Source organism: Dyadobacter sp. BHUBP1 (assembly GCF_050587785.1).
Lineage (GTDB): Bacteria > Bacteroidota > Bacteroidia > Cytophagales > Spirosomataceae > Dyadobacter.
Genome location: NZ_JBOBIH010000001.1, coordinates 1478122 through 1490588, shown reverse-complemented (window position 1 = coordinate 1490588; position 12467 = coordinate 1478122). Strand labels below are relative to the sequence as shown.

The window sequence follows — 12467 nt, the reverse complement described above, 5'->3', positions numbered from 1 at the left end:
TTTTCCCAATAGCTATTTAAATGCAAACTTCCGCCGTGCAAAAAGAATACGATTTTGTGATTGTTGGAAGCGGACTCGGCGGTCTGGCTTGTGCTACTATTCTCGCAATGGAGGGTTATAGCGTGGTGGTATTGGAAAAAAACCATCAGATCGGCGGGCATTTGCAAGTTTACAGCCGTGATAAAAGCATTTTTGATACAGGCGTGCATTATGTGGGCGGGCTCGACGAAGGCGAAAACCTGCACCAGTTTTTCAAATACTTCGGCATTCTGGACAAACTGAAACTGAAACGGCTCGACGACGACCAGTTCGATCTCATCCGCTTTGAAGACGGCTGCGAATATGGATATGCGCAGGGAATGGCGCATTTTGAACAAAAACTGATCTCCTACTTCCCCGAAGAAGAGACGGCCATTCGCACCTATTGTCAGAAACTGACCGAAATCTGTGAGAAATTCCCGCTTTACAACCTTGAAACAGCCGGCGATAGCTACCTCACCGACGAAGGCGTGCTCTCCCTGAACGCATACGACTTCATCGCTTCGCTCACCGACAACATCCGGCTGCGGAATGTACTCGCGGGCAGCAACCTGCTGTATGCCGGAGTGAAGCACAAAACGCCGTTTTACGTGCACGCGCTCATCATGAAAAGCTACCTGACGGGTGCCTACAAGTTCGTGGACGGCGGCTCGCAAATTGCTATTCAGCTTAGCCGCGCAGTACGGAAGCATGGCGGGGAGATTTACAAGCATAAAAAAGTAGTGTCGGCACATTATGATGAAAGAGGCCACATTACAGGGGTCGTTTGTGACAACGGAGAGAATTTCCGGGGAAAAGAATTTATTTCCAATGTGCACCCGGCCGTTACCATTGACATTTTCGGTCAGGAGCGGTTCCTGAGTGTTTATAAAAACCGGGTTCAGACGCTCGAAAACACTATTTCCACGTTCCTGGTACACATTTCGTTCCGGGAAAACAGTTTTAAATACCTGAATTACAACATTTATCAGCATCATATCGACGACGTTTGGAACGGGGTTGAATATGACCAGGCTACCTGGCCGCAGACGTATTTCATTTGCACACCCTGCATTTCGAAAAAGGGGGAATATGCCGATTCTATGTCGGTGATGTGCTACATGGACGCTTCTGAAACCGCGCAATGGGCCGGGACTTTCAGTACCGTGGCTGAACCGGGCAAGCGGGATGCGGACTATGCGCAATTCAAAAGGAAGAAGGAGGCACAGGTGATTGCGCGGCTGGAAACCGTTTTCCCGGGTATTTCGGCGAATATCAAAGCCATTCACAGCGCGTCGCCGCTTACCTTCCGGGATTACATCGGTAATGGCAATGGTACGATGTACGGCATTCTCAAAGATTCTACTTCTCCGATGAAGACGCGGATTAATACCCGCACCAAAATTCCGAACTTGCACCTGACGGGACAGAATGTTTCCTTGCACGGGATTTTAGGGGTGACCGTCAGCGCATTTGTAACGTGCTTCTCATTTGTAGATAAAGAAAAACTCATCCAAAAAGTAAAAAACGCCTGAATATGCAAACTGTCGATGTGCTGGTTATTGGGGCCGGCCCTGCCGGAACTGTCGCGGCTTCTTACCTGAAAAAGCAAGGATACGACGTCACGATCCTGGAAAAAGAGAAATTCCCCCGTTTCCAGATCGGGGAAAGCCTGCTCCCGTGCTGTATGGAGCATTTAACGGAAGCCGGGCTGCGGGAAGCCATCGAGCCATTGAATTTCCAGAAAAAGACGGGCGCCGCATTCATGCGCGGGGAAAAACGCTGCGAGTTCCTGTTTGAAGACCAGTTCACTAAGGGCTGGACGTGGACCTGGCAGGTCAAACGGGCCGATTTCGACAGCAAACTGGCGGAAGCTACCCGTGAAAAAGGCGTGGATGTGAACTTCGAATGCGAGGTTACCGCCGTACAATGCGGTCCCGAAAAGCAGGTCGTTGATTACAAAGACGCCGAAGGCAAAGCGCACCGGATCGAAGCCCGGTTTATCATCGATTCGAGCGGTTATGGCCGGGTTTTACCAAGACTTTTCAATTTGAGCAAGCCTTCTGCATTCACGCCGCGGGGCGCTGTTTTCTCGCATTTAGAAGATAAAAACCGCTCAGAGGAAGCCAGTAACAACATTTTCGTGCATTCTTTCGACAATAATAGGTCGTGGATCTGGGCCATCCCGTTCTCCGACGGTTCGACATCCGTTGGTATTGTGGGCGACCGCGAAAGGATCGAGGCACTGGCCGAAAACAATGGGGAGAAATACAAGGAGTTCATCCGCAATTTCGAAGATCTTAACGGCCGCTTCAGGGAGTCGGATTTCAAATTTGAACCTCGGGCGATTTTGGGCTATTCGATCGGCGTAACGAAAATGTCCGGTGAAGGTTTTGTGCTTTCAGGCAACAGTACCGAATTCCTCGACCCTATTTTCTCATCGGGCGTGACATTCGCAACCGCTTCCGGTTTGCTTTCCGCCAAAATGACTCACAAGCATTTACAAGGCGAGGTTGTCGATTGGAAAAAAGACTACGAAGAAGTGATTCAGAAAGGTATCGACGTGTTCCGCAGTTACGTGAGCGGCTGGTATACCGGTGATTTCCAAACCATTGTATTTGCAAAGCATATCGACGAGGATATTAAGCGGCAGATCTGCTCCGTGCTCGCCGGCTATGTTTGGGACAATACCAACCCGTTCGTGAAAAAGCACGATACCATCCTGCCTACGCTCGCGAAAGTGATTAAAATGAAGGAAAAAGCGGAAGAGGCGGGTCAGAGCTGATTTACGCCCCCAATAATATAAACCCGTGCTGCGAAGCTTTGTAATGATTGTAAATCAGGATATGCTTCGGAGTGCGGGTATTTTTTTGTGCCCACACGCACGCGTCAGGTACGCGCTTCCCCGTAAGCACATGCGCGCCCATCCAGGTCGCGAACGCGGAACCCGTGGGATAATCGCCCACCATATTTTTGTAGGTATGGATGTTGGTTCCTTCAAACAATTCCTTTTGCAGATTGAAATACCAGTGATCGGTGCGGTTGTCACCACTGATGCCCATGATCACGGTATCGACGTCGCCCGCTTGTAGGCCATTTCTGCGCAAAAAGGCATTGACAACCGGAGCCAGCTCATTTTCGGCCAGGTTATTGCTTTGAAAAACATCCCTGATCTGCGCAAGGGCATTGTCCGAAGGTTCTGCATTCACGATAAACATGGCGGCCCCTTCTCCATTTGCCGAACCCGGGGAGTCGAGCGTAAACAGGCTTTCCGACGTAAAATACCCGGTTTTAAAAGAGCCCGCGAGCAGGTCGATGTTATGGTTATAGTCTGAGATTTCCTCGATACTGCCCACCAGAAACGCTTTACCACGTTTTTCTTCCAGCAACAGCATCGTGTCCAGCAGTGCGGCCTCAAATGCCAGTCCCCTGTGCACATGGGTAGTGTTATAGCCGGTCGTTTTACTCATCAATGCAAGGTTGCCCGCCACGGCGTTGGGCGTACTTTGCACAAAATTGGTTGGGGTTAACGTCCCCTCGTTGTAATCGACGATCTGGTTCAGAAATTTAAGACAATCTTCGAGACCGCCGTTTGCGGTACCAAGCACAATGCCTTCGATCTGGGCACGCTGGATGAGCGGAAGCCCCGCTCCTACCCCCATTCGTACTGCCTTGCCCATTCTCCGGAGCAGACCGGCAGGAATAAGCTGACCGTAGGCAGGTTCAATCGCAATATACCTGTCGCCTTCATGCACCTTGATTTCGCCTTCAAAAAAAGCATCGTCAAAAGTGCGCTGGGGCGATATACAGGCAGAATCGGTAATATACATTCTTGAAAATTAACTCTGGTGGTTGCGGCAAACGATTTGCGGCAAGCGATTTGCGGCTAAGGCCGTGCGTTTATCTCGCGTCGGCGATGAACTTCCCGATTTCACTGGCATATGCGTCAGCATACCGCGTCTTTTCCGCTTCGGTCCAACCCAGTTCGCTCGCCATCAGATCAACAACAACCGGCAGGGAGTTTAAGGTTTCATCCCAATCGGTAATTTCGAGGCGGATACGGCGCGCCAGGAAATCGCGGGGTGTTACCACCATCTCGTTCCGAACAGCGTGTACCACTTCGGCGCGGATATACGGATAGGATTGACTAAGCCTTTCTCTCAGCTGTGCATCCTCGCGTGCAAGCGATGCTACCAGGTGTGCGCGCGAGCCGTATTTGCGAACCAGATGCTTTGCAACATCTTCGGGCAGTGCATATTGCGCCCCAATGTCCTGCCAGCTTTTGGCATTGTAGTTTTCACCCCCTGCCAAAACGTAATCGGCTGTTTTACATGGCCGTGAGTCACCCAGCACCCGGTCGACCTCATCGATCGTGTCTTTGGCCATGAGGCGGTAGGTCGTCCATTTACCGCCTAACAGGCTGATCAGTCCGGAGGTTTCATCGAGTTCCACTTCATGATCCCGTACCAGACTCTTGGTTGATTTGGACGGGTCGGCAGCCAGCAATGGCCTTAATCCTCCGAAACCGGCCCGTAGTTCGCTCGGGTCGATGGGCTTTGCCAGATAGGGATTCAATGTAGCAGCGAGGTATTCCCTTTCCGTGCGGTTCAGCGTCGGTTCCACGTCAATCTCGTCGCATTCCGTATCGGTCGTGCCGATCATCGTCGAGCCTTCAAACGGAATGGCAAATACCACCCGTCCGTCGGAGGTCTTCGGGATCAGCATCGCATACTCGCTGTTCAGCGTATTGTGGGGCAATGCCAGGTGTACGCCTTTGCTCGGGCGGATGCGTTCGTTGAGCGTCGCATTCGCCATGAGCCGGACATGGTCTGAAAACGGGCCGGTACAATTGATAACCAGCTTCGCACGGATCGTCAACTTCCCGCCGCTCAAAGAGTCAGTAGCTTGCACGGCGTTCAATTTGCCGTTAGTATCTTTTTCAAATCCATTTACTTCCACATAATTGGCCACCGCCGCACCATTTTCCGAGGCCGATTGCGCCAATGCGAGGCAGTAGCGCGCATCATCGAGCTGGCCATCATAATAGAGTACGCCGCTATGCAGCTTTTTCCTGTCGAGCGTCGGGATCTTGTCCAGTACCTCCTGCTTGTTAAGCCATTTGCTTTTCGGCAGCGTGTCATTCGTAGCGAACGTGTCGTACAGCGATAAGCCGATTTTGAAATACAACCCTTCGAACCAGGAATTGACCGGCGTCATCAATGCTAGCGGCCGGGCAAGATGCGGTGCATTTTTCAACACAATGTGTCGTTCTTCCAGGCCGTGCCTGACCTGTTTGAGCTGAGCGAAATCGAGCTTTTTAAATGCCTGTTCCAGATAGCGGACACCGCCATGGATCAGCTTGGTGGAACGCGAAGATGTTTCGGAAGCGAAGTCCTTTTTATCGACCAGGGCGACCTTATATCCCCTTAAAACCGCATCCAGGGCACACCCTGCCCCGCTGGCACCTGCGCCTATGATACAGATATCGAACAATTCATTTTGTAACCTGGCAAGCGATGTGGTGCGGTTCATTGAGACGTAATGCAGATTCAGCGTAGTTGTGACCAGTTGCAAAAGTACAAAGTTGCGCCCGGAAAAACCCATATTATCAAATCAATATGCATTGGCAATTTTGGTATAATAATTGCATCTTACCGGCAAGAAAGTTAACATTACCGCTACCTTTCATTCACAAACTCAAATCTATTATCTAACCAAAACCAACAAAACATGGGCTTAATCTCTTTTATCAAAGGCGTTGGAGAAAAAGTATTCGGTGGTAAAGATGCTCCCGCAGCAGCTCCCACCCCCGAAGCCGAACCGTTGCGTGCCAGCGCATTGCTCGCGCATGTGAAGTCGCTAGGACTTGCCTACAACAGCCTGACAGTGAAAACATCGGGTGACACCGTCACCCTCGAAGGCGAGGTTGCGAAGCAGCAGGACGCCGAAAAAATTGCTTTGGCGGTAGGAAATGTGGAAGGTGTAGGCGTAGTCGACAACCGCCTCACAGTCGCCACTCCTGAACCGGAGGCGACCTATCACACCGTCGAAAAAGGAGACACGCTCTCCAAAATCGCCCAGACCGTATACGGCGACATGATGAAATACCCGATCATCTTCGAAGCCAACAAGCCTATGTTGAAGGATCCCGATCTGATTTATCCGGGACAGGTATTGCGGATTCCGGCGTTGAAATAGCAGTAGGTTTTAGGCTATAAGCAGTAGGCTTTAAGCTGTGAACAGTACATACAGCAGCATATAGCTTAAAGCTTATAGCCCATAGCGTTTCGAGACTTCATAAAAAAAGGCAACCTTTCGGGTTGCCTTTTTTTATGAAGTCTCGAAACGACTAGTCTTCCGCTGCAACAACGTTCAACGTCACTTTGTGTTTCACTTCTTTGTGAAGGTCGATCAAAGCGGCGTATGTACCGATTGATTTCACGTCATCCACAGTGATTTTCTTACGGTCGATATCGAAGCCTTTTGCTTTCAGGCTGTCAGCAACTTGTGTATTGGTAACACGTCCGAAGATACGGCCGCTTTCACCTACCACAGTTTTGATATCGATAGTCAGATCGCCGATCGCTGCTGCGATATCTTCCGCGTCCTTTTTCAGCTTTTCAGCTTTGTGCGCTGCCTGACGCACGTTTTCAGCAACGATTTTGCGGTTCGACTCATTCGCGAGCAACGCAAAACCTTGCGGGATGAGGTAGTTACGACCGTAACCTGCTTTCACAGTCACGATATCGTTCTTGTAACCTACCCCAGCAATATCCGTTAAAAGTATGATTTCCATTATGATAGCTCTTTACTGTATTATTTCAATTGGTCAGCAACAAACGGCAACAGGGCCAGGTGACGTGCTCTTTTGATTGCCTGTGATACTTTGCGCTGATATTTCAGGCTGGTACCGGTAAGGCGGCGCGGAAGGATTTTACCTTGCTCGTTTACAAGTTTCAGGAGGAAATCCGGGTTCTTGTAATCGATGTATTTGATGCCTGCTTTTTTGAAACGGCAGTATTTTTTGCGGTTAATGTTTTTTTCAACCGGCTCGTTTACGAGTGACATAGCTTATGCGTTTTCGGTTTTTGACTCAGTTGCTTCTTCTTTCTTCTTACCTACCAGACCCTTACGTTTCTTTTCGTTGTAAGCAATGGAATGCTTATCCAGGGCGATGGTCATAAAACGCAAAACGCGCTCGTCACGACGGAATTCGGTTTCCAAAACATCCACCACGTTTCCTTCGTTCGCAGTATATTCTACTACGTGATAGAAACCAGAGTTTTTCTTTTGGATGGGGTAGGCCAGCTTACGCAATCCCCAGTTTTCTTCATGTACAATCTTAGCACCGTTTGAAGTGATGATTGTCGTGAATTTTTCAACGGCGTCCTTTGCCTGGGCCTCAGACAAAATGGGAGTTAGAATGAACACCGTTTCATATTGCTTAGACATACGGTAATTGGTTATTGTATGATAAATTAAAAACCTCATTCTGACGGAATCATCAAAATGAGGGTGCAAAAATAGGGCTTGAAATTTAAATTTCCAAGCCCTGCAATGACTTAACGAAAACTACGGTCCTATTATCTCACCGTAAAATCGCCCTGGCCGATTTTGAAACCTTCGCTATACAGTTCGATCACATATTTCCCGTCTTTCATGGGAATGCCGCCGCGGCCATAGAAAATGTCCACCGACTGGCCTGTATTAGTGAAGCTTACAGTCTGTTTAGAACTATAAATCAACTCCTTACCATTGTACATGAACGAACCTGAACCCGTAGCCATGTCTGAAAGCACTGCCCCGTCCGGATCAAGTATGCGCAGATAAATGTCTTTCTCGTTCTGCTTCGCAACCGCATTTTCCGCCAGCTTGAAGTTGACTCTCAGCTTGTCGATGCGTTTCGCCTTGTATTTGCCGCCTTCGCGCTCCTTTCCTTTGGAAGAAACCGCATTGACAGTCACGTTTTCAGCGTGCAGCGCGGAAGCCAGCGTTACTTTCTCGGCAAGCTCCTTATTTTGAGCCGAATACGTCGATACCGAATCCGCAAGCAACTGCTTCTCCGATTCCAGGCCGGTCACCTTTTGATTCAGCTCTTCGTTTTTCGTGGTAGCGATCCCCAGTTCCTGTTTCAAACGGGCAATCTCGCCATCTTTTTCGGACAATACCGACTCGTAGTTCTTGATCTTCTGGTTATAGCTGGCAGCCGAATACGTGTTGGCATTTTTGAGCTCCTTTTTATCCTTCTCAAGTTGAGCCTTCAATGCTACCAGCGAATCCACACTTCCACCCAGTTTCTGAATTTCCGCGATTTTAATGTCAAGCTCTGTGGAAATGGAATCCAGTTTGGTTTTAATGGAAAGTACCTCTTCGGTTTTGGCGGTGATAATCTCGTCCTTCGCGAGGTTTTCCTGTTTCTCGTGGTATATAAAGTACACAAGCACCAAATTAAGCAACAGCAAAACGGCCAACGCGGCCCATAGGAGAGTTTTTCTGTCTTGCTTTTGTTCCTGGTTGTAGTCCATACAGAAGGTTAAATTTTGAATTTAGTTGGTAAAAGAAGTATGTTTTTTTCAATTTTGAAACACGCCGACCGCGATTTGTAGTGTCCGGTCAATAAATTCCTGATTTAACCGGTTAATTATCAATTTTTTAGTATCTCCACATGCCTTCCATAGCCGACAATCTGGCCCAGATACAACAAGGATTACGCCCGGAAACGCGCCTGGTAGCGGTTACAAAAACCAAACCAACCAGCTTATTAACCGAAGCTTATGTGGCCGGCGCAAGGCTTTTCGGGGAAAACAAGGTACAGGAAATGGTCGCCAAATACGAGGAACTCCCCAAAGACATCGAATGGCACATGATCGGGCATTTACAGACCAACAAGGTGAAATACATGGCGCCGTTTGTAAGCCTGGTGCATTCGGTCGACAGTTTCAAATTGTTGAAAGAAATCAATAAGGAAGCTAAAAAGAACGACCGGGTAATTGATTGCCTCTTGCAGATCTATATTGCAAAGGAAGAAACCAAATTCGGCCTCTCGGAAGAAGAGGCATTGGCCATCATCACCTCCAGTGAACTCTCCTCATTAACCCATGTAAGGATTGTCGGATTAATGGGCATGGCCTCCAATACCGACGACCTCGATGTGGTAAGAGCAGAATTCCGCGGATTGAAAAACACCTTTGAATCCTTCAAAAGCCACGAAAATGGCCAGGTTACGATGCGCGAACTGTCCATGGGCATGAGCGGCGACTACCTCATCGCCCAGGAAGAGGGCAGCACGCTCGTGCGCGTAGGAAGCGCGATTTTCGGCTCACGATAATACCTTAGGCGCACTATCCGCGCTCTTTTCGAGCACCGATCGTACCCGCTCCCGCACAAACTCAAACGGAAGCTGTGCACAAGGCAAGCCTGCCTGCCTTACCAGCAACGCATTCTCCTCCCGGCCGTATCGACCCGAATATGGATTGTAATTCAGGAAGTTATTAAGCGCGCCCATCAGGATAATGCCGAAAGTACCCGTTGCATTGCCCAAGTGCGAAGGCCCGCTGTCGAGTCCGATGAAGAACGACGCCCGACGGATCACTTCCGCGGTTTCCAGAATGCTCAGCTGCCCGCAGAGGTTCCGATATGCAGGTGTTTTCACATTCAAATTACTTTCCAAACCGATTTCCACCAGCTGGTAGTCATATCGTTCCGCCAGCCAATGCACCAACTGGTTCCAACGTTCGGCCGGCCAGTCTTTGGGCTCGTAGTTGGAGCGGCAATGCATGACAATATATTTTCCGGGTAACCCGAGGCTGTCCACTTTCGCTTTGTGCGACGGTTGCAGGTATAAACGCGGCTGGTCGTCGGCCGGAAATGCTGTTTTAGGAGGAATGAGATCACCCGTCTGCGCGAAAACTTCAAGCAAATTGCCGTAATCGAAGTAATTGTGCACATTAATGTCGCGCTTCAATGCCACTGGATTTTCGGTAAATACCTGACATTTAGGGCAATGATTATTATTCCGGAATTGTAGTTCAAAAACCTTATCGAATACATTTCCTTCCAGCAATACCCGCCGCTCGGTTACACAAAACTCTTTAAAAACCTCATCGATATCCGGATTATGGTTCACCAGCTCTGCAAAACCGGGCTTTACAAACCAGACGATGTGCGCATCCGGATATTGTTCGCGCACGTAACGCGAGATCGGCTCCGCCGCGACAATATCCCCGAAATGCTCTGTACGAATGATCCCGATCAATTCCCGCCCATTTTTCAGCCCTCTTTTCACGCTCCGGAAGTATGTGCGGGCCTGCCGGCCTTTCAAATGCGCCTTGGCAATGTGTGTATATTTATGATAGCGGTGTGTCCACAGCTGTATGAAGCGTTCTATGGTCATTGGTCAAATCGTTTCCCCTGTGATCGGCATATGGGAATGCCTTTCCGAAGCGCGCAAGTTAATAAAATTGGGATAAAGAGTTGGTCGCGCCTCCGCCCGGACCTAACTTTACCGGACCGATTTGCCCGGAATACAGAAAGCGGCAAATGGCTTTTGTACAATTTAACCAATACCTTGATACCAGTTTACGATATGAAATTCATGATACAGGCAGGCGGCATCCTCGGTGCACTGGCCGTTTCCCTCGGCGCGTTCGGCGCGCATGCATTAAAAGGAATGCTGGAAGCTTCCGGCCGCACCGAAACGTTTGAAACAGCCGTAAAATACCAGTTTTACCACGCCCTCGCGATGGTGCTCGTAGGCATACTCATGCAACGCGCGGGCGAAGATGCCGTGAAGTTGCTGGGCTGGTCGGGCAATGCATTCGCGGTAGGCGTGATCATTTTCTCCGGCTCATTGTATGCGATCTGCTTCACCGGCATTACCAAATTCGGCGCCACGGCACCAATCGGCGGACTCGCACTGATCGCAGGCTGGGTGCTGCTGATTGTGGCTGCTGGCAAATTATGAATGACTGAATTTCGAATGACCGAATGATTGAATGACTGAATGCGTCAGGTATTGTCATGATGGTCATTTATTGTTTCAATATTCACAATGAATGACCTCCTGACTATTAATTTCCTTCATTCAGTCATTCAATCATTCGAAATTCAGTCATTCAATCATTGAGTCATTCGGTCATTCAATCATTAACCTCTGGATAGCGTAAACGGCCGCTGCGCGTCGATTTTCAGGAAGATAAAGAGGAGTACCGAAAAGGACCACAACGACGAACCTCCGTAGCTGAAAAACGGTAACGGGATACCAATAACGGGCATCAGCCCGATGGTCATCCCAACGTTGACCAGAAAGTGGAAGAAAATAATCCCGGCCACACAATAGCCATATACCCTGGCGAAGCGACTTCGCTGTCGCTCGGCGAGCACTACCAGCCTGGAAATCAGTGCTACAAAAAGCAATACTACGACAGTCGTTCCCAGGAAACCGTGCTCCTCTCCCACTGTACAGAAAATAAAGTCTGTGCTCTGCTCAGGCACGAAGTCGAATTTGGTTTGGGTACCCTGCAAAAAGCCCTTACCCCAAAGCCCGCCGGAACCGATGGCGATTTTGGACTGGATCACGTTCCAGCCGATACCGCGCGGGTCGGAATCGGGGTCGAGCAAGACCATAATGCGGCCTCTCTGGTGTTTTTGAAGCACATTATTCATAAAGAAATCCACCCCGAACACGATCCCGATCATCACCAAAGCAACGATGATCGTAGCCCAGAGTCCGCCGCGCCGCCGCGTCATGACCGGCATCAGCCAGATCACCAATCCGGCGATCACGATAATGGCTCCGGCAATATACCATTTCACAAATAGCAAGGTAATGATCAACAAAGCCGCACCGATCATCCCGATCGCGGGAATGAAACCGGGCATTCCTTCGCGGTAAAGTACGATCGCGAACGAGGCAAAAACCAGCATGGAGCCCGTTTCATTCGATAAAAGGATCAGAAATGCAGGTAATGCGATAATCCCCATGATCGGGTAATAGTCCTTTAACTTCCGATTGAGACTGATCGCGGGATCGCTCAGGTATTTGGAAATGGCCAGGCTCACCGCCAGCTTCGAAAACTCGGCCGGCTGTAACGAAAAACTACCCAGTTTGATCCACGAGCGCGATCCATTGATGTTAGAACCCGCGAATAGCACGACCACGAGCAGGAATATCACCACCGCATATATCACGAAAGAAAACGTCTCGTAAAACTTGTAATCTATCACAAGAATGCAAATAATCAGCAACGCAGCCGTCCCGATCCACATCAGCTGTTTTCCGGCATTGTTCGACAAATCGAACATATTCGTGTGCGCTTCCGGATTGTAAACGGCGGCATAGATATTCAACCAGCCAATCATCAGGCAAGCGATGTAAATCAGCACCACCATCCAGTCTACGTTCTTGGTAATCGGCTTGCTTTCAGCCATTTCAGTATCGGTTTGTAAGT

At 49.4% G+C, this 12467-nt stretch carries 13 protein-coding genes; 5 read left to right on the top strand and 8 right to left on the bottom strand.

The window, feature by feature from the left end; genetic code table 11:
* The first annotated feature begins 20 nt into the window (after positions 1-20).
* Both ACQ4MZ_RS06100 and ACQ4MZ_RS06095 read left to right on the top strand, forming a co-directional pair.
* The gene (locus ACQ4MZ_RS06100; protein ID WP_430843691.1) at positions 21-1553 is read left to right on the top strand and encodes a phytoene desaturase family protein; all 1533 of its coding nucleotides are present in this window, start codon (positions 21-23) and stop codon (positions 1551-1553) included.
* Between the two features lie 2 nt (positions 1554-1555).
* The gene (locus ACQ4MZ_RS06095; RefSeq protein WP_430843690.1) at positions 1556-2803 is read left to right on the top strand and encodes an NAD(P)/FAD-dependent oxidoreductase; all 1248 of its coding nucleotides are present in this window, start codon (positions 1556-1558) and stop codon (positions 2801-2803) included.
* Between the two features lies 1 nt (position 2804).
* On the opposite strand, the gene ACQ4MZ_RS06090 is transcribed toward ACQ4MZ_RS06095, so the two are convergent.
* Positions 2805-3848, bottom strand: coding sequence for a beta-ketoacyl synthase chain length factor (locus tag ACQ4MZ_RS06090; RefSeq protein ID WP_430843689.1), 1044 nt, complete (start codon positions 3846-3848; stop codon positions 2805-2807).
* Between the two features lie 70 nt (positions 3849-3918).
* Entirely contained in the window at positions 3919-5550 is a 1632-nt protein-coding gene (locus ACQ4MZ_RS06085; protein WP_430843688.1) for a glycerol-3-phosphate dehydrogenase/oxidase, read from the bottom strand.
* Positions 5551-5748: 198 nt separating this feature from the next.
* Here ACQ4MZ_RS06085 and lysM point away from each other — a divergent pair, with 198 nt between their 5' ends.
* Positions 5749-6216: a peptidoglycan-binding protein LysM gene (gene lysM, locus ACQ4MZ_RS06080; RefSeq protein ID WP_430843687.1), complete on the top strand. Its 468-nt coding sequence runs from the start codon at positions 5749-5751 to the stop codon at positions 6214-6216.
* 151 nt (positions 6217-6367) lie between these two features.
* On the opposite strand, the gene rplI is transcribed toward lysM, so the two are convergent.
* The 4 genes from rplI to ACQ4MZ_RS06060 all read right to left on the bottom strand — a co-directional run bounded on the left by rplI (position 6368) and on the right by ACQ4MZ_RS06060 (position 8543).
* The gene (gene rplI / locus ACQ4MZ_RS06075; RefSeq protein ID WP_430843686.1) at positions 6368-6814 is read right to left on the bottom strand and encodes a 50S ribosomal protein L9; all 447 of its coding nucleotides are present in this window, start codon (positions 6812-6814) and stop codon (positions 6368-6370) included.
* Positions 6815-6834: 20 nt separating this feature from the next.
* Positions 6835-7086, bottom strand: coding sequence for a 30S ribosomal protein S18 (gene rpsR / locus ACQ4MZ_RS06070; protein ID WP_015811483.1), 252 nt, complete (start codon positions 7084-7086; stop codon positions 6835-6837).
* A 3-nt stretch (positions 7087-7089) separates the two neighbouring features.
* The gene (gene rpsF / locus ACQ4MZ_RS06065; protein ID WP_090156305.1) at positions 7090-7470 is read right to left on the bottom strand and encodes a 30S ribosomal protein S6; all 381 of its coding nucleotides are present in this window, start codon (positions 7468-7470) and stop codon (positions 7090-7092) included.
* A gap of 131 nt (positions 7471-7601) precedes the next feature.
* Positions 7602-8543: a hypothetical protein gene (locus ACQ4MZ_RS06060; RefSeq protein ID WP_430843685.1), complete on the bottom strand. Its 942-nt coding sequence runs from the start codon at positions 8541-8543 to the stop codon at positions 7602-7604.
* A 140-nt stretch (positions 8544-8683) separates the two neighbouring features.
* Here ACQ4MZ_RS06060 and ACQ4MZ_RS06055 point away from each other — a divergent pair, with 140 nt between their 5' ends.
* Complete coding sequence (locus ACQ4MZ_RS06055) at positions 8684-9346, top strand: YggS family pyridoxal phosphate-dependent enzyme (RefSeq protein WP_430843684.1); 663 nt, start codon at positions 8684-8686, stop codon at positions 9344-9346.
* Here the strand turns inward: ACQ4MZ_RS06055 and ACQ4MZ_RS06050 are convergent.
* Positions 9338-10411: a glycosyltransferase family 9 protein gene (locus ACQ4MZ_RS06050; protein ID WP_430843683.1), complete on the bottom strand. Its 1074-nt coding sequence runs from the start codon at positions 10409-10411 to the stop codon at positions 9338-9340. The two genes, ACQ4MZ_RS06055 and ACQ4MZ_RS06050, sit on opposite strands and share 9 nt — an antisense overlap.
* Positions 10412-10603: 192 nt before the next feature.
* On the opposite strand from ACQ4MZ_RS06050, the gene ACQ4MZ_RS06045 reads away from it, so the two are divergent.
* Positions 10604-10981 (top strand): DUF423 domain-containing protein, encoded by a 378-nt coding sequence (locus ACQ4MZ_RS06045; protein WP_430843682.1) that lies wholly within the window; start codon positions 10604-10606, stop codon positions 10979-10981.
* 182 nt (positions 10982-11163) lie between these two features.
* Here the strand turns inward: ACQ4MZ_RS06045 and rodA are convergent, their stop codons facing one another.
* Positions 11164-12447 carry a rod shape-determining protein RodA gene (rodA, locus tag ACQ4MZ_RS06040; protein ID WP_430843681.1) on the bottom strand — a complete coding sequence of 428 codons (1284 nt, stop codon included), beginning with the start codon at positions 12445-12447 and terminating at the stop codon, positions 11164-11166.
* Positions 12448-12467 lie beyond the last annotated feature (20 nt).